Origin of the sequence: Mesorhizobium carmichaelinearum (assembly GCF_900199455.1) — a bacterium.
In the GTDB taxonomy this organism is placed as follows: domain Bacteria; phylum Pseudomonadota; class Alphaproteobacteria; order Rhizobiales; family Rhizobiaceae; genus Mesorhizobium; species Mesorhizobium carmichaelinearum.
This window is the reverse complement of sequence record NZ_FZQR01000003.1, coordinates 1-15,064: the sequence shown is the minus strand read 5'-3', so window position 1 is coordinate 15,064 and position 15,064 is coordinate 1. Positions and strand designations below refer to the sequence as shown.

The 15,064-nt window shown below is 60.0% G+C and carries 19 protein-coding genes and 2 pseudogenes; 16 read left to right on the top strand and 5 right to left on the bottom strand.

Annotated elements, in window-relative coordinates; genetic code table 11:
• Window positions 1-92 precede the first annotated feature (92 nt).
• The 14 genes and pseudogenes from CKW40_RS06855 (at window position 93) to CKW40_RS06795 (ending at window position 10,568) form a co-directional block, all read left to right on the top strand.
• Complete coding sequence (locus CKW40_RS06855) at window positions 93-890, top strand: phosphodiesterase (protein WP_095199214.1); 798 nt, start codon at window positions 93-95, stop codon at window positions 888-890.
• A gap of 144 nt (window positions 891-1,034) precedes the next feature.
• The gene (locus CKW40_RS43685) at window positions 1,035-1,253 is read left to right on the top strand and encodes a hypothetical protein (RefSeq protein ID WP_095199213.1); all 219 of its coding nucleotides are present in this window, start codon (window positions 1,035-1,037) and stop codon (window positions 1,251-1,253) included.
• A 181-nt stretch (window positions 1,254-1,434) separates the two neighbouring features.
• A complete protein-coding gene (locus CKW40_RS06845) occupies window positions 1,435-2,109 on the top strand; it encodes a protein-L-isoaspartate(D-aspartate) O-methyltransferase (protein ID WP_095199212.1) in 675 nt (224 codons plus the stop codon).
• A 430-nt stretch (window positions 2,110-2,539) separates the two neighbouring features.
• Window positions 2,540-2,656 (top strand): annotated as a pseudogene (locus CKW40_RS06840) (IS6 family transposase); the annotation flags it as partial.
• A 303-nt stretch (window positions 2,657-2,959) separates the two neighbouring features.
• On the top strand, window positions 2,960-3,397 hold the full coding sequence (locus CKW40_RS06835) for a hypothetical protein (RefSeq protein WP_095199211.1): 438 nt from the start codon (window positions 2,960-2,962) through the stop codon (window positions 3,395-3,397).
• Window positions 3,398-3,736: 339 nt separating this feature from the next.
• Window positions 3,737-4,051, top strand: a complete 315-nt coding sequence (locus CKW40_RS06830) for a co-chaperone GroES (protein WP_095199210.1) — start codon at window positions 3,737-3,739, stop codon at window positions 4,049-4,051.
• 50 nt (window positions 4,052-4,101) lie between these two features.
• Window positions 4,102-5,745 (top strand): chaperonin GroEL, encoded by a 1,644-nt coding sequence (gene groL / locus CKW40_RS06825; RefSeq protein ID WP_095199209.1) that lies wholly within the window; start codon window positions 4,102-4,104, stop codon window positions 5,743-5,745.
• 41 nt (window positions 5,746-5,786) lie between these two features.
• A pseudogene (locus tag CKW40_RS46185) lies at window positions 5,787-5,861 on the top strand (NADH-quinone oxidoreductase subunit D-related protein); the annotation flags it as partial.
• Between the two features lie 52 nt (window positions 5,862-5,913).
• The gene (locus CKW40_RS06820) at window positions 5,914-6,279 is read left to right on the top strand and encodes a 4a-hydroxytetrahydrobiopterin dehydratase (RefSeq protein WP_095199208.1); all 366 of its coding nucleotides are present in this window, start codon (window positions 5,914-5,916) and stop codon (window positions 6,277-6,279) included.
• 35 nt (window positions 6,280-6,314) lie between these two features.
• On the top strand, window positions 6,315-6,641 hold the full coding sequence (locus CKW40_RS06815) for an antibiotic biosynthesis monooxygenase family protein (protein ID WP_095199207.1): 327 nt from the start codon (window positions 6,315-6,317) through the stop codon (window positions 6,639-6,641).
• 67 nt (window positions 6,642-6,708) lie between these two features.
• Entirely contained in the window at window positions 6,709-7,629 is a 921-nt protein-coding gene (locus CKW40_RS06810; RefSeq protein WP_095199206.1) for a complex I NDUFA9 subunit family protein, read from the top strand.
• 63 nt (window positions 7,630-7,692) lie between these two features.
• On the top strand, window positions 7,693-7,956 hold the full coding sequence (locus CKW40_RS06805; RefSeq protein WP_095199205.1) for a hypothetical protein: 264 nt from the start codon (window positions 7,693-7,695) through the stop codon (window positions 7,954-7,956).
• The gene (locus CKW40_RS43680; protein WP_179297860.1) at window positions 7,956-8,300 is read left to right on the top strand and encodes a hypothetical protein; all 345 of its coding nucleotides are present in this window, start codon (window positions 7,956-7,958) and stop codon (window positions 8,298-8,300) included. The genes CKW40_RS06805 and CKW40_RS43680 overlap by 1 nt, the downstream gene beginning before the upstream one ends.
• Window positions 8,301-9,353: 1,053 nt before the next feature.
• Window positions 9,354-10,568 carry an NAD-dependent formate dehydrogenase gene (locus CKW40_RS06795; protein WP_095199204.1) on the top strand — a complete coding sequence of 405 codons (1,215 nt, stop codon included), beginning with the start codon at window positions 9,354-9,356 and terminating at the stop codon, window positions 10,566-10,568.
• A gap of 262 nt (window positions 10,569-10,830) precedes the next feature.
• Here CKW40_RS06795 and CKW40_RS06790 read toward each other — a convergent pair whose 3' ends face one another.
• From CKW40_RS06790 to CKW40_RS06775, 4 genes are all read right to left on the bottom strand, one after another.
• On the bottom strand, window positions 10,831-11,199 hold the full coding sequence (locus CKW40_RS06790) for a VOC family protein (protein WP_095199203.1): 369 nt from the start codon (window positions 11,197-11,199) through the stop codon (window positions 10,831-10,833).
• Window positions 11,200-11,400: 201 nt separating this feature from the next.
• Window positions 11,401-11,898, bottom strand: a complete 498-nt coding sequence (locus CKW40_RS06785) for a GNAT family N-acetyltransferase (protein ID WP_095199202.1) — start codon at window positions 11,896-11,898, stop codon at window positions 11,401-11,403.
• Between the two features lie 210 nt (window positions 11,899-12,108).
• On the bottom strand, window positions 12,109-12,765 hold the full coding sequence (locus CKW40_RS06780; RefSeq protein ID WP_095199201.1) for a sulfotransferase family protein: 657 nt from the start codon (window positions 12,763-12,765) through the stop codon (window positions 12,109-12,111).
• Between the two features lie 28 nt (window positions 12,766-12,793).
• Window positions 12,794-13,696, bottom strand: a complete 903-nt coding sequence (locus tag CKW40_RS06775) for a VOC family protein (RefSeq protein WP_095199200.1) — start codon at window positions 13,694-13,696, stop codon at window positions 12,794-12,796.
• Between the two features lie 159 nt (window positions 13,697-13,855).
• Here CKW40_RS06775 and CKW40_RS06770 point away from each other — a divergent pair, with 159 nt between their 5' ends.
• Window positions 13,856-14,047: a hypothetical protein gene (locus tag CKW40_RS06770; RefSeq protein WP_095199199.1), complete on the top strand. Its 192-nt coding sequence runs from the start codon at window positions 13,856-13,858 to the stop codon at window positions 14,045-14,047.
• A 343-nt stretch (window positions 14,048-14,390) separates the two neighbouring features.
• On the opposite strand, the gene CKW40_RS06765 is transcribed toward CKW40_RS06770, so the two are convergent.
• Window positions 14,391-14,576: a hypothetical protein gene (locus CKW40_RS06765; RefSeq protein ID WP_095199198.1), complete on the bottom strand. Its 186-nt coding sequence runs from the start codon at window positions 14,574-14,576 to the stop codon at window positions 14,391-14,393.
• Between the two features lie 159 nt (window positions 14,577-14,735).
• Between CKW40_RS06765 and CKW40_RS42785 the strand changes: the two genes are divergently transcribed.
• On the top strand, window positions 14,736-14,942 hold the full coding sequence (locus CKW40_RS42785; RefSeq protein WP_143748256.1) for a hypothetical protein: 207 nt from the start codon (window positions 14,736-14,738) through the stop codon (window positions 14,940-14,942).
• Window positions 14,943-15,064: the final 122 nt, after the last annotated feature.

The following is a 15,064-nucleotide window of genomic DNA, read 5'->3' as shown; positions in this document are numbered from 1 at the left end:
GCAGGTAAGATACCGATCCGCATCGGCGCCACTCCATTCACCGCACGGGCGCCAACCGGCCCCCGGTTATCCCTCCACTTGGACTTCTTTCCATGCTCGTTGCGCAGATTAGCGACTTCCATGTCCATGCCGTTGGCCAAATGGTATATGCTGGCATCGACACCAATGCCATGACGCGGCGCGCCATTGCCACGATCGCTGCCCTGGACCCTGTTCCCGATTGCGTCCTCGTCACGGGCGATCTTGCCGATAGCGGGGGCCTGGACGAGTACGCTCTCGTGGTTGATATCCTGTCCCGTCTGGCAATGCCGGTATTCGTCATTCCGGGCAATCACGACCGGCGCGAGACGATGCGCGACGGCCTCGCCGCGGCCTATCCCTATCTGCGCCAAGCTGAGGATTTTCTGCATTACGTTGTCGAGGATTTTCCAGTTCGGCTCATCGGCCTCGACACGGTGGTGCCGGGAAAGGTCGGCGGTGCTATCTGCGCCGCACGAGCGGCTTGGTTTGCCGATCGTCTCGCTGAAGGGGACGGTCGCCCGACGCTGGTCTTCATGCATCACCCACCCTTCGTTACCGGTGTCAGCGGGATGGACGCGACGATGTGCCGAACCGACAGCGCATTCGCGGGGCTTGTCGAAAGCCATCCTGAAATTGAATGCGTGGTCGCCGGCCATCACCATCGCCCCATCACCCGTCGCTGGGCCGGCACGGTCGGCTTCGTTGTGCCCGGAGTGGCGCATCAGCTGGCGCTTGATCTTCGCCCGGGCCAGCCCATCCGATTTATCCTCGAGCCTCCGGGCTTTGCGCTCCACGCCTGGTCGCCCGAGACCGGCTTGGTCTCGCATGTCGCGCCAATCGGCGACTACGGACCGAGTCGCGATTTTTAGCTTTATTCCGGTTGTTCGTGGAAGCTCGAGAAATGAGCCGCTGCTGCTGGCCTCGGCGGAAGCGGAGGCCGGAACGCGCATCCAAACAGCGCAGTAGTGAGGGTCCGGAGGCGGCGTAAATGCAACGGAAGCGCCGCGCCGGCTGTGCCGGCGTTCGCCCTCGCCTCGCCTGCAGCGCAAATAGCGCTGCTGGCTCGCCCAGGTTCGGTCATCGTCAATCACCAGATCACGCACGATCAGCACGGGAAGGAGCCGGTGAGCGCCAGCGCAGGGTTCGGCGTCGTTTTGGCCTTCGGCCCATTGGTGCTCAACTGGCTGGCAATCCGCAATATCGATGTTGTCGCCTGGCTGGCGAGCTTCTGATGCGCACGCCGTTCCACCCCCCGGTGCGAGGAACGGGAGAGCAACAAGGACGGCGACGAAATAGCAGGGCGGTACAACCCGCTCCAACCGAAGCCGCGTTCTCGACGACATGGTTACTGTGACAAGACGAACAGGTTATAAGGCTATCAGGCAGCAGACTGGTTGAGGAACGCCCACCGTCATGAAGCCGATGAACGAAGAGCACCTCGCGGTTCTACGCAGGCACATGGTCGAGGTGATTGCAATCCATGCCGACCTTGCAAGCGAAGAACTCGGCAAGGCGACGCTCGATGAGCGGGTGATGGCAGCGATGCGGCGGGTGCCACGGCATCTCTTCGTTCCAGCCGTGGTCGCGCCTTATGCCTACCAGGACATGCCGCTGCCGATCGGCTTCGATAAGACCGTCTCGCAGCCCTTCATCGTCGCTCTCATGACCGATCTCCTTGCTCCCCAACCGCACGAGGCAGTGCTCGAGATCGGCACCGGCCTGGGCTACCAAACCGCAATCCTCGCGGAACTCGCCTCGCAGGTTTGGAGCGTCGAAATCATCGAGGAATTCGCAAGCGATGCCGAGGCTCTCCTGCAGGGCCTCGGCACCTCCAATGTCGGCATTCGTGTCGGAGACGGGTCTCGCGGCTGGCCTGAGCACGCCCCATTCGACAAGATCCTGATCACGGTGGCGGCTGAGCCGACGCCGCCGGCTTTGCTTGAGCAGCTCAAGCCAGGGGGGCGCATGGTTCTGCCTGTGGGATCTGAAAAAGTACAGTTGCTGACTGTCATCGACAAGGTCGCGGCAGGGCAACTCAAGACTCGGAAACTCATCCCAGTTCGGTTCAGTCGGCTCGAAACGGTCTAATGAGGGGTGCAACTGCGCGGAGCTGTGCTGGAAGATCAGGATAACGCGCGCCGCATCGATCACACGGCCGCTAGATGGCATCGCCGATCTTTTGACATCCATGGCGCAACGCTAACTCGTCGAGCACGCCTGCAGCCGCCGGTCGCAGCCGCTGGCGATCATGCCGGCGCGGTCGTAGTGCGCGCTTCCCAAAGACCCTTATCCAGCCTGTTTGCCTACCAGAGGGCAAATGGGTCGCTCATCTCTAAAGGTCGAAGGAAGGGACCCCTGATTGGCTGTTTCGCTGGTTCGGCTACCATCCTGACGACGCACAGCCTGGACCGTTTTTGAGATGGCTTCCGCTCAACTTGTTGGACGGACCGGTTCTTGGATCGAGCGCAATCCGCAACACTCCGCCATAGGGCCGGGTAACTTCGATAATGGTTTCGACACGGACAAACTGCGATCCTACGGAGTAGCCAGGCGCCAGGTCGTGCCGGAAGTCGTACACTGGAGCCACAAGGGCCGGGCGGAGAACTCGCATCGGCCCGGCCTTCGGCGGTTTCGAAGCTAAACTGCCGCTCCCTTGATCCCGCTGCCCGGCCAGCAATGGAGCCGGGCTACTCCAGCACAGACTCTGCCCGTCGGTCACCTCGATCGGCACGGACTCCAGACCAACATCGTCGAGCAGCCGCGCATTTGACCGCGTTCGCCAAATTAATGGCCGGATCTTTGCGAAGCCTCCACATCTGCGTGAACGAAGCCCTCCAGGCATCATCGTGATTGGACTTCACGATCCGTTGGAGTCACGCTGGCTGCAGGCATAAGAAGGATATGGGTGGACCAACTATCGTCCGAATAGGAGGCCAACATGAAGCACCAAACGATCGAGCAACTGCAGATCGTCGCCGAGATCGATCAGGCCTACCCGCGCCAAGCCATGTCGCGCAGCGAACGTCTTGAACGCTGGGCAGAGCTCCTCGAACGGAACCCTGACCGGCGCCTCTCGACGCTGCCTCAGACTGAGTACCAGCCGGCTAATGCGCGCGCGATCATGCGCGGCCACGACACGCCGATTTCGATCGCTTTCGAGGATCCTGTCCTGCGCGCCGCCGGGTTGGAAGACGACAACTACGGCGAAGCGAAGCGGTTCTTCGAACTGACCGACAGGCAATTGCATGAGATCATCTGCTATTGCCATTTCGGCGCGACGGTGAACGCCGCAACGGCCGCCCGTCACATCCGTGCGGCGATTGCAGGGAGACAGCCCGGCATGTTCGCTCGGATGCGTGAGGCGTTCGTCGGATAAAGCCGGCTCCGTTTCGCAGCATCATTTTTGAAGCGGCTCGCATGGAAAGCCGCCGCCGCAGCGCAGGCAAGCGCTCCCCACGCGGGAAGGCTGCGTTGCATGAGGGATGGTGCGGTTATGATTATCCAAGGTCCTTTTCGAGAGCGGCGGCAAGGTCCGCTGGGCTGAGCTGCACCATCTGTTGCGCCGAACTCTGCAGGGCGATTGCCGGCAGGTGAATAAACGCGCCGACGCATCGCCAGGCAAGCCTGGAAAATTTGGCACTCCTATCATTCGAGTGCCAAAGGGGCTATGTTAAGTGTTGCAGTCGCTCTATGTGCGGCGGCAGAAAGAACCCCAATGAAATTCCGACCACTCCACGACCGCGTCGTCATTCGGCGCGCGGAAGGCGATACCAAATCCAAGGGCGGAATCATCATTCCCGACACCGCCAAGGAAAAGCCCCAGGAAGGCGAAGTCATCGCCGTCGGCCCAGGCTCACGTGACGAGAGCGGCAAGCTGATCCCGCTCGACGTCAAGGCCGGCGATCTCATCCTGTTCGGCAAATGGTCCGGCACCGAGGTCAAGATCGACGGCGAGGATCTTCTGATCATGAAGGAGAGCGACATTATGGGCATCGTCGAGAAGACCAAAGCGGGCAAGAAAGCCGCCTGACCGGGCGATTTGCGCTCTCCTAATTTCTAGACTGAACTGGACGTAAAATCATGTCTGCCAAGGAAATCAAATTCTCCACCGATGCCCGTGACCGCATGCTGCGCGGTGTCGAGATCCTCAACAATGCCGTGAAGGTGACGCTCGGCCCCAAAGGCCGCAATGTCATCATTGACCGCGCCTATGGCGCGCCGCGCATCACCAAGGACGGGGTCGCCGTCGCTAAGGAAATCGAGCTTTCCGACAAGTTCGAGAACATGGGCGCGCAAATGGTGCGCGAAGTGGCCTCGAAGACCAACGACCTTGCCGGTGACGGCACCACCACCGCCACGGTGCTGGCCGCTTCCATCCTGCGCGAGGGCGCCAAATTCGTTGCCGCGGGCATGAACCCGATGGACCTCAAGCGCGGCATCGATCTTGCTGTGGCTGCCGTGGTGAAGGACGTTCAAGCCCGGGCCAGGAAAGTCAAATCTTCGGACGAGATCGCCCAGGTTGGCACGATCGCCGCCAATGGCGACGCGTCGGTCGGTGCCATGATCGCCAAGGCGATGGACAAGGTCGGCAATGACGGCGTCATCACCGTCGAGGAGGCCAAGACCGCCGACACCGAACTCGACGTCGTCGAAGGCATGCAATTCGACCGCGGCTATCTCTCACCCTATTTCGTCACCAACGCCGAGAAGATGCGCGTCGAGTTGGAGGATCCTTACGTCCTCATCCATGAAAAGAAGCTTGGCAATCTGCAGGCGCTGCTGCCGATCTTGGAAGCGGTCGTGCAAAGCGGCAAGCCGCTGCTGATCATCTCCGAGGACGTCGAAGGCGAAGCGCTGGCGACATTGGTCGTCAACAAGCTGCGCGGCGGCCTCAAGGTTGCGGCCGTCAAGGCGCCAGGCTTCGGCGACCGCCGCAAGGCGATGCTGGAAGACATCGCCGTGCTCACCGCCGGCCAGATGATTTCCGAGGATCTCGGCATCAAGCTCGAGAACGTCACCATCGACATGCTCGGGCGGGCCAAGCGCGGGCTGATCGAAAAGGACACGACCACGATCATCGCCGGCGCCGGCGAAAAAGCCACCATCCAGGCGCGTGTCCAGCAGATCAAGTTGCAGATCGAGGAAACCACCTCCGACTACGACAAGGAGAAACTCCAGGAGCGGCTGGCGAAGCTGGCTGGCGGCGTTGCCGTCATTCGCGTCGGCGGCGCGACCGAGACGGAAGTCAAAGAAAAGAAGGACCGCATCGACGACGCGCTGAACGCCACGCGTGCGGCGGTGGAAGAAGGCATCGTTCCGGGTGGTGGCGTGGCGCTGCTGCGCGCCAGGTCGGCGCTTAACGGGCTGACGGGAGCCAATGCCGATGTGACGGCCGGCATTTCGATCGTGCTGAGGGCGCTCGAGGCGCCGATCCGCCAGATCGCCGAGAATTCCGGCGTCGAAGGCTCGATCGTCGTTGGAAAGCTGATGGACAGCAAGGATCACAATCAAGGTTTCGATGCTCAGACCGAACTCTACGTCGACATGATCAAGGCCGGTATCGTCGACCCCGCCAAGGTCGTTCGGACGGCCCTGCAGGATGCCGGCTCGATTGCCGCGCTCCTGATCACCGCTGAAGCAATGATCGCGGACATTCCGCAGAAGGATGCGCCCGCTATGGGTGGCGCAGGAGGTATGGGCGGAATGGGCGGAATGGACTACTGATCGGCGCCTGAAACTATAGCCAGGACGATGGAGGGCCAGCACGCGGGCACATGCGAGCCGATATCTTGGCGATCATCGGCTCGCTCGACATCGTGTTCGGGGAGATCGATCGATAGGCGCTCGTCGCTGTCGTTTTTGCTGCTAAAAATGGTCTTGGAGACAAGAAACATGATCGACACTCTTGCCGAGAAAACATGTACGCCTTGTCGCGGCGGCGTCCCGCCGCTCACGCGTGATGAAGCCCAACGCTTCCAGGCACAGGCTCCAGATTGGGAGCTGGGTGACGATGCCCACCGCATCCAACGGAGCTTTCGATGCCGCAATTTCCGGGACGCGCTCACCCTTGTTCAGGAGATAGGTGAGCTCGCCGAAACCGAAGGCCATCACCCCGACATCAGCTTCGGCTGGGGCTATGTGACGGTTTCCCTAAGCACCAAGAAGATCAAAGGACCGCACGAGAACGATTTCATCATGGCGAGCAAGATCGATCGGGTGCTCGATCGCTCGGGCCGGCCCGTCGACCGCCAGCAGTGACACGGCAAATCCATCGCCAATCTAGCGAGGTTTCCATGACACAGATCCGAACCGACAACCAACCCGTCACCCAAATCACCATCGTCGATTCTGAACCGGACAAGCAGGCCGAGGCATTGTCCGTCATGACCGAGCGGGCGCGCTTTATGGCGCGCCAGCCTGGCTTCATCTCAATCAGCCTGCATCGCAGCCTCGACGGGCGGCGCATCGTCAACTACGTCCAATGGCAGAATCGCGATCTCTTGCGATCGGCTCATCAATCGCCGGAATTCCGGAAGGAGTGGGGTCATTTCGATCAGTTGACGGACGAGATCGATCCCAATCTGTACGAGGTAGCCCAGGTGATAGATAGTGGTCAGTAGGCGTGCCGCTCACGTGACCTGAACCGCCGGGTCGAGACGGCCGACAAGAGCTGACAAAGTCTAAGCCATGGCTGCCATGAACCATCGCGTCGTCACCGTGTTCGGTGGAACCGGGTTTCTCGGCCGCCGCGTTGTTCGGCATCTCCGCGATGGTGAGTTTTTCGTTCGGATCGCATCAAGACATCCGGAACGGGCCAAGAAGCTGTTTGGTTCTGATGATCCGCAACTTCAATCGGTCGAAGCCAATATCCACGATGAGCGGGCGATCGCCGATGCACTTGCCGGTGCTCACGGTGTTGTAAATTCGGTCAGTCTTTATGTCGAACAGGGACAGGAGACCTTTCATTCCGTGCATGTCGAGTCAGCCCGGCGGGTTGCAGCCCAAGCACACCGAGCTGGCGTCGAACGGCTCGCTCACATTTCAGGAATCGGCTCCGATGTTGCCTCGCCGTCGCTCTACATCCGTAAGCGTGGCGAAGGCGAACTGGTGGTGCGTGCAGCGTTTGCTGAAGCCACTATCATCCGCCCGGCGGTGATGTTCGGACCGGATGACGCGTTTCTCACCATTGTCCTCAAACTTCTCCGCCGGCTTCCAATCTATCCGATGTTCGGTCGCGGCCTGACGAGATTGCAGCCGGCCTATGTGGGCGATGTGGCAGAGGCGACCGCAAGAGCGCTGCAGGGGACGGAGACGCATGCGATCACGTACGAGTGCGGCGGTCCTCGCGTCTACTCTTACAAGGAATTTCTCAGAGCCGTTGCGCACGAAGCCGGTCTTAAGCCCAATCTGATTCCAATCCCATTTGCCGCTTGGCACGCGCTGGCTTGGTTCGCAGAAATGCTCCCGAGCCCGCCTGTCACTCGGAATCAAGTGGAACTGATGCAGGTCGACAACGTGTCATCGCCGGAGATGCCGGGATTTGGAGAACTTGGAATTTCGCCGTACTCGGTCGAGGAAATGCTCCAGGAGATATTGTGGGATCACTGATTAAAGAGCTTCTTCGGCTAGTGCGCTCGCGCCAAGGGGAACGACAAGGGCAAGGTCGAGGGCATGGTGAAGTATTCCCGCTCGAACTTCATGACGCCGATACCGGCGGCGGCGAGCGTCGATGAGGCTTCGGTCTATCGTCTGCTCAGGGCGCACGACCTGATCAACAGTCCGGCCTTCATCGTCATGAAGGCTGCCAACGAGTTCAAATTGAGTCGTATGTACCAAACCGGCACACTATATATCGATGGTCGCCTGCACCTTCCCGGCAAGCCGGCGAGTGGAAGAGACCACCACGCTTTCGCCCAACAAAGGGAGAAGCGATAATGACGTTCAATGACTCAGCGGACTCAAAGCAGCTTTCAATACTGGCCACAGTGGTCGATGATTATTGCCGTCAGGCCGGGATAGCAGTGGGCGATCCGGCCAGGGAACGTCTTGGCCGTCAAATCATCGAGTTGTTCCAAAGCGGCATGGATCATCCAGACGAGTTGTTGTTGGCCCTAAACCATCACTACGACGAGTGGCTTGGTGAGGTTGGCCTGCCGTCGTCTTGTGCCGACCAAGCCGCATCGCTGATCTCTGGCGCTGCTCCCTCTCCTGCGGATCACCCGTCGATGTCGCCGCAACGCTTCCCCCAACGAAAAACCCCGCAGGGGCGGGGCTTCTAGTATTTTTCGGCGCGGGCTTGCGCTCCACTGAAAACAGTGACGGAGCAGTTAGGCGACAGGGCCAGCGTCTGCCGTTACGGCGAGTCAGGATATCGTTGCATCATCGGCGTTCCGAGCCGCGTCGAACGCGACAGGTCGATTCATGACATTGCTGACGGCAGAACCAGCGAGTGTGCGCGTCACGGAAGCCGGAAAGCAGCGGTCGTTCAATTACGGAATTCGGATGCAATTGTATCGACTCCGACTATCCTTGCACACCCTGCAAAGCTGCGCCGATGGCGCTTGCAAGGACGACAGGAAAACACCACCTATAGACTGATAGCGAACAAGCTGGAAACGTCGGTTCAAGTCCGACGGCCCCGACCAAATCGGGGTTTCGTCTAGGGTAGGACACCACACTTGGTAAACGCCGCTCCCTTCCGGTCGAGCGGCGTTTTCGTATCTTCTGTAAAAAGGCAACAAACGGCCCGCATTGTGGAAAGGCTAGCCTTGTAGCGCTGGCTAGTGCGTCCGCAACTCGAACTTGATCAGGACTTGCATAAGCTGCCTGTCTGTCTCGTCACTTTCGCCATTTCCAGGTGTGACATCGGTGAGCGTTGCGAACTGGCTTGGCAATACCGTCTGAGCGGCAAGCGATGCGAGATTCCTCTGCTTGATAAGCGCTGACTAACAGGTTGTTTGCAATCTTTGAGGGGATGCAGAAGCCCTTGAGGCCTGCGAAGTCGGAGCCTGTCAGTGATCATGATGCACGGTGCCCAACCTCGGCAATTCTGAAGTGTCCGCATCAAGCATTTGTTGTCAGCAGAGCGTGCGCGCGGTCTGAAACAAAGGAACTCGAACGCTGCACGAGTGCCGCCCGCAGCACTTGAAACCATGCCCGGGTCTTCCATGTAATACGCAATAGCGCACAACTTTCCGAATGAGGAAGCGCCGGCAGATGAGTCTGCTCCCCACCAGCAATTCAACAGAGCATCGCCGTGCCGACCATCGTTGGCCGGCAGCGTTAACAACAGAGCGTTTTCCTCTTCGTTGTCAGACGAAGGGAGATACACAATGGCAAAAGTCGTTTGCGTCCTCTATGACGATCCGGTCGACGGTTATCCGACAAAATATGCGCGGGACGGCCTGCCAAAGCTCGACCGCTATCCCGGCGGCCAGACAATTCCCACGCCGAAGGCCATCGACTTTGAACCGGGGGTTCTGCTCGGCAGCGTGTCGGGCGAACTCGGCCTCAGGAGATTTATCGAAAGCGCCGGGCACAGCCTGGTTGTGACTGCGGACAAGGACGGTCCCGACAGCGTTTTCGAACGCGAACTCGTCGGCGCTGAAATCGTCATCTCGCAGCCGTTCTGGCCGGCATACCTGACCGAAGAACGCATAGCCAAGGCAAGCAGACTGAAGCTTGCGATCACCGCCGGCATCGGATCCGATCATGTCGATCTTCAGGCCGCCATGGACCGCGGTATCACGGTCGCCGAGGTGACTTACTGCAATTCGATCAGCGTGTCCGAGCATGTGGTCATGATGATCCTGGGGCTCGTGCGCAACTACATCCCGTCCTACCAGTGGGTCGTGAAAGGCGGCTGGAATATCGCCGACTGCGTCGCACGCTCCTACGATATCGAGGGAATGCAGATCGGAACCGTCGGTGCCGGCCGGATCGGCAGCGCGGTGTTGCGCCGGCTGAAGCCGTTCGACGTCAAGTTGCACTACACCGATCGCCACCGCCTGCCTGAGGTGGTCGAGAAAGAGCTTGGCGTCACCTTCCACAAGGACCCCGCATCCATGGTCGGCATCTGCGACGTGGTCACCATCAATGCACCTCTGCATCCGGAGACGGAAAACCTCTTTGACGAGACGATGATCGCCAGGATGAAACGCGGCGCCTATCTGGTGAACACGGCGCGCGGCAAGATCTGCAATCGTGACGCCATCGCCCGCGCGCTGGAGAGTGGCCAACTCGCTGGCTATGCCGGCGACGTCTGGTTCCCGCAGCCGGCTCCCAAGGATCATCCGTGGCGATCGATGCCGCATCACGGCATGACGCCGCACATTTCAGGATCGTCGCTCTCCGCCCAGGCGCGCTACGCCGCGGGCACCCGCGAAATTCTCGAATGCTGGTTCGAAGGCCGGCCGATCCGTGAGGAATATCTGATCGTCGATGGCGGCAAGCTCGCCGGCGCCGGTGCACATTCCTACAGCGCCGGCGACGCCACCCGCGGTTCGGAAGAGGCGGCACGCTTTAAGGCCAGGAGTGATCCGAGCTAGATCGATTTCCGCTGCGCTCGACTCGGACGGGAAGAAGACAAGGGTGACGTGGGGCAGATCAACATGGGTCCTGCTGCCAAGGTTGACGAAAAGACCAAGGCCGAACTCAAGAAAAATTGGACGATGATGCTGGCCGGTTTGAAAAAGTCCGCTAAAGAAGATTGATGTGTCCGTGCCTCTGATTAGCGTTAACACGCTAGGGCGGAGCGGTTGGACGGGGACTCATCCCAACCGGAACAAGTCAGCATCCGCGCATGTATTCTCAAATTTCGTTGACTGACAAGTCTTCCCGATGTGTCGCGATCTGCCATCTATTCCCCCACGCATCCCGCATCATCGCTCGTCGGTCGCCATAAGGCGTGTCCTTGGGTTCCTCAATCGACTCTCCGCCCGCACCGATTGCACGCCGGTACGTTTCGTCAGCGTCTTCTACATACACATAGAGGAAAGCCGGCATTGCTTCGCGTTCGCCATCGCCGCTGACCATCACGATAGGGTCGCCAATCTTCATCTCTGCCGGCGCCCCAGTCCGGTACTCGCCGGTCGCGTCGAATTCGACCAAGCCCCTGACGTCGTCGGTGACGATTCTCGGTGTGACGATGCGCCAGCCATCGGGCTGAAATTTGACCATTTGCTCACCCTATCAGTCAGCCACGACAGTTGCATGAGGGGCGAGGGGTTAGCCATGCTGCGCCTCGTAGGCTCTGCACGTTACCGGCGGATCGGCGCGGTTGGCGCTGCAGTCGTTCCTCAAGGGATCCTAAGCTTTCTGCCGCAAGTCGAACAAGAGCGCGTGCTCGGGTTATAGGGCCAGGTTCGGTCCTCAGGGCGCTTACCCACGTAGGAACAGATGAATTTCCTGACCGGGATGTTCAGTGGACGGGTAGGGAGACCCATTGGCCGTGAAACCGCGAGCCGGCAAGATTCGTCGCATGGCGGCATTATTGCTGCGTGTTGTAGCGAACACGGCTGATCCGCTTGCGAATGACAGCGCCGCGTCGACGAGACGCCAGCCCAATTTATGACGGCGATGGCTTTCTGCGACGACCACATACCCTAGTTCGACTGGGTAGGCGGCGGCGTCAGCATTTGATTTCGACTTGGCAAAGACGGCGGTTCGATCGTCCGGCTTTGGATTTATAATCGCGGCAGTTCCGACCAGCTTCTTACCGTCATAGAGCATGACTAGGCCCCGCGCACCCTTGATGCGTTCAAGCAGCCCATAGTGGGAAACTTCGCCCTTCGAAACAACCAACTTGACAAAGGCATCGAGTTCTTTGTCGGCATATCCATGCGGGGGCTTGGCGGTCAACGAACTGAGATGTTGCATTGCTTGAGCATAGGTCACTCAGATTGAGGTCGCAAATTCATCGACACGGGCGGGCCGAGAGCGAGGCAATTTTCAGGCGTGAATTGCGCGCCGGCGCTCGCGGTCTCTCGGCGAGGCCCTCCGCGCCGCCGGGCTGCCCTAGTAACGGTGCAATTTACGATGCTTGCACAACCGGACAGCAGCGAACGTCTCCTTGTGGGCGCATCACGGTCACCGGTCCTTTGATCCGAAGGTCTGCTTGCCACCCCCTTGCAGACGGTCAGACTGGTTCTGTGCAAGAGCCGACTGAAAGTCCTTGGTGTTGTTGCGATTGGGATAGGACTGGTCCGGCACCGGCACGCCGAGATGCAGGCAGAGCGGCTTCCACCCATCTCCCAGATTGTGGACCAGCAGCCGACCCGGCGGCACTGTCGCAATGACCGCCCTTACATTGGCCTCGTAGACGGCTATGGCATTAGCGCGATCGTGCGGCCGACCGCCGAAGACCTGCCTGGAGATCAAGGCAAGACCCAGCGACTCCTGATCCGTGCTCCGGCTGATGCCTGCCAGGATCGTTTTCTCGAAGCTTTTCCACCAGCTTTCCGGCGATCGGTATGTCAGAATGACCCGGGCGTCTGGATAGAACTCAATCAGGTCACGCCAATAGTGCGCCGAGGGCCAGTCGATGCAGGACGCGTAGCCGGCAAACAGCTGGTTCCAGTCTGGTGCCGCGCCCTGCGCCAGCGCACGCCAAAGCCGCTTCTGGTCTTCATTGGCCATGACTTCGGACATGTGGTGACAGGGGCCGAAACCAAGGATCGTCAGCGCCTCGCGCATCGAATCCGTTCCTGTCCGGCCAAAGCCCGTTCCGATTACCCTTATCGCCATTGTCCCCCCGTTCAGGCCTACAGCCAGATCAGTCGCTTGCGAGCACTATCCGCAGGCGGTTTCCCTCAGGGTCGGAGAGGTCCAGCGCCCCCTCCGTTTGCAGCGAGGGCACCTGCGCATCGCCGAGACGTCGCGCGACGGCCGCGAGGTCTTCCCGGGTAGGAAGCACGACGGTAAAATGCTCCAGACCCGCCGCGCCGAGCGGTGGCTCCTTCAGCTCGTCGCGAGCCCAGATGTTGAACGCCACCATGTGTGTGCGTTCCTCGGTGCCGCAGTCGAACAGGCCAAACGTTGCAGACTGGATATGTGGCCTGAAGCCAAGCACTCCGAGGTAGAACGCCATCAGCGTTTCGGGCGACCGTGCGCGCATATGAATGTGACCGATGAAGGTATCCGCCGCCAGCGGAACTTTGACACGGTCCGCCGGGTCGAGCTCCTGCAGCAATCGATCGATATCCAGAGGTTCTCGCCCGGAATGCCTTGTGCCGTCCTTGGCGACAAGCGAAACACCGCCGCCAGCCATCTCTTCCCTGGAAGCGAAGCGCCCGGGTGTGTCGAAGCAGATCTCGATCCCGTTGCCGGAAGGGTCGGAAACGTAAAGGGATTCCGAGATCAGGTGATCCTGGGCGCTGTGCCTCAGGCCGGAGGCCCGCAGCCGGGCGGCGACTCGGGCCAATTCCTTGCGTGTCGTGACATGGATGGCGACATGAAAAAGATCGCGGGACTTTGACGGCAGGACGGTTGTTGCCCCGGCAGGCAGCACAATAAGGATCTTGCCGTCGACGCCGAGTTCGGCGATCCCGCCGTCCCTGGTCAGGGTCGAGAGGCCGACCACGTCACGCCAGACCGGTAAGGCGGCTGGAATGTCGACGACGCGCAGATGAACCGGGCCGAGACGGGTGGTGCTGGCCAGAATTTCTTGGCTCTTCATCGGCCGTTGTCTCCCTGCAGCGCTGGAACATTAGCTGCGAAAGATATGCCTGTCTTGCGCATAGTTCGGGTCGACCGCTCCCGGGCGCGTATTCGCCTGTGGTAGCCGGGCCGTTGCCGCTCCTGCTGTCATTTGCGATATCCGGCGGATGGGGAGCAGATGGACAAGGCAAGCGCGGAGCACCGCTACGAGGACTGGGACAAGCTCAACGCGGAGCAGGATGCGCTCGGCGCCTTCGAGCCTGTCATGACGCATTCCTTCGGAATTGATCCGCAGGACGGCCGGCCCGTGATGTTCCACTTTCAGATGATCTGCGACCTAGCGACCGTCGTCGACATCGGTGAGTCGTGATCGCCGAGCCTAAGCACATATTGAGGCCGACCGCTGGCTCTCCGCCCCAATGCCGCATCGTGGAGGTGGTGCGTCGCTACCGCGTAGGGTGGTCGTGGCATGAGTGCCGATGTCCGCTTGGGTCAAAGTCGACATTCAGCCGGCAGGCAAATCAAGCTAACAGAGTAGCCGAGAATTTCGTCCAATTCAGATCGCCACCGTCCACTGGTGGCTCTGAATCAGGTGCTTCTGCAAACGGTGAAGGAAGTCCCCAGACCGCCCCTTGGATCTTGTAGGGCTCTACAGGGCCGGTGAAGCCGCCCCTACGGTTGGGTAGCGACTGCGCGAGACCGGATGGCCATCGCTAGCTCTCCGCATGGCTAAAGACCACAGCGCCGTTGTCGTTACGAACTTCAACGGCGACGATTCCATCGTCACCTTTTCGGGTCTGGAACATCTTGATTGCATGGTCTTTCGCAGTCTTCTCGGCGTCGAACGTCTCCTTGTCGACGATGCCCTGTCTTCCGTACCAGATGACAGTGAAGGCCATTTTTGGTCGTTCCTTTGCACCAAGCATACAGGAATTCAGGGCGGTAGGGATGAAAGCACGGTGCCACATTCAAGCATTGGCGCTCCACAGGGCCGGTGAACTAGCCGCATCTGGACTCCAAACGGCAAGAGGTCGCATTCTGCCCTGGGGGAAGAGGGCGTGGACAAGCACCCCTACGACAATCGCTCTGGACAGTGGCGCAAGGGTACCGCCGGCAAACGCCGTCGTCGTTCTGGCAGCCCGTCGTGGTGGGTGTCCATCTTTGAGGGCGGCGCGTTTCTGGCCGGCTTGCTGACCCTTGAAATCGGCCCACCTCTCGTAGGCTGCAACATCAAGGGCAATATCAGCTACAACACAGGCGTGTGAATCGGCGTGCAAAATTGACCCCATAAGCTGGGGAATCGGCGTCCAATTTTGACCCCCCTGATGCTTTGATTTGCGACCATCAGCTCGTCGTGGCGAGCTGATGGTGTGGGGATGAAGTCGGT

What these genes read in the sequence shown, in the direction of transcription:
- CKW40_RS06855 (WP_095199214.1), top strand. Translation starts at nt 93, where the DNA reads ATGCTCGTTGCGCAGATTAGCGACTTCCATGTCCATGCCGTTGGCCAA.
- CKW40_RS06845 (WP_095199212.1), top strand. Translation starts at nt 1,435, where the DNA reads ATGAAGCCGATGAACGAAGAGCACCTCGCGGTTCTACGCAGGCACATG.
- CKW40_RS06835 (WP_095199211.1), top strand. Translation starts at nt 2,960, where the DNA reads ATGAAGCACCAAACGATCGAGCAACTGCAGATCGTCGCCGAGATCGAT.
- CKW40_RS06830 (WP_095199210.1), top strand. Translation starts at nt 3,737, where the DNA reads ATGAAATTCCGACCACTCCACGACCGCGTCGTCATTCGGCGCGCGGAA.
- groL (WP_095199209.1), top strand. Translation starts at nt 4,102, where the DNA reads ATGTCTGCCAAGGAAATCAAATTCTCCACCGATGCCCGTGACCGCATG.
- CKW40_RS06820 (WP_095199208.1), top strand. Translation starts at nt 5,914, where the DNA reads ATGATCGACACTCTTGCCGAGAAAACATGTACGCCTTGTCGCGGCGGC.
- CKW40_RS06815 (WP_095199207.1), top strand. Translation starts at nt 6,315, where the DNA reads ATGACACAGATCCGAACCGACAACCAACCCGTCACCCAAATCACCATC.
- CKW40_RS06810 (WP_095199206.1), top strand. Translation starts at nt 6,709, where the DNA reads ATGGCTGCCATGAACCATCGCGTCGTCACCGTGTTCGGTGGAACCGGG.
- CKW40_RS06805 (WP_095199205.1), top strand. Translation starts at nt 7,693, where the DNA reads ATGGTGAAGTATTCCCGCTCGAACTTCATGACGCCGATACCGGCGGCG.
- CKW40_RS43680 (WP_179297860.1), top strand. Translation starts at nt 7,956, where the DNA reads ATGACGTTCAATGACTCAGCGGACTCAAAGCAGCTTTCAATACTGGCC.
- CKW40_RS06795 (WP_095199204.1), top strand. Translation starts at nt 9,354, where the DNA reads ATGGCAAAAGTCGTTTGCGTCCTCTATGACGATCCGGTCGACGGTTAT.
- CKW40_RS06790 (WP_095199203.1), bottom strand. Translation starts at nt 11,199, where the DNA reads ATGGTCAAATTTCAGCCCGATGGCTGGCGCATCGTCACACCGAGAATC.
- CKW40_RS06785 (WP_095199202.1), bottom strand. Translation starts at nt 11,898, where the DNA reads ATGCAACATCTCAGTTCGTTGACCGCCAAGCCCCCGCATGGATATGCC.
- CKW40_RS06780 (WP_095199201.1), bottom strand. Translation starts at nt 12,765, where the DNA reads ATGGCGATAAGGGTAATCGGAACGGGCTTTGGCCGGACAGGAACGGAT.
- CKW40_RS06775 (WP_095199200.1), bottom strand. Translation starts at nt 13,696, where the DNA reads ATGAAGAGCCAAGAAATTCTGGCCAGCACCACCCGTCTCGGCCCGGTT.
- CKW40_RS06770 (WP_095199199.1), top strand. Translation starts at nt 13,856, where the DNA reads ATGGACAAGGCAAGCGCGGAGCACCGCTACGAGGACTGGGACAAGCTC.
- CKW40_RS06765 (WP_095199198.1), bottom strand. Translation starts at nt 14,576, where the DNA reads ATGGCCTTCACTGTCATCTGGTACGGAAGACAGGGCATCGTCGACAAG.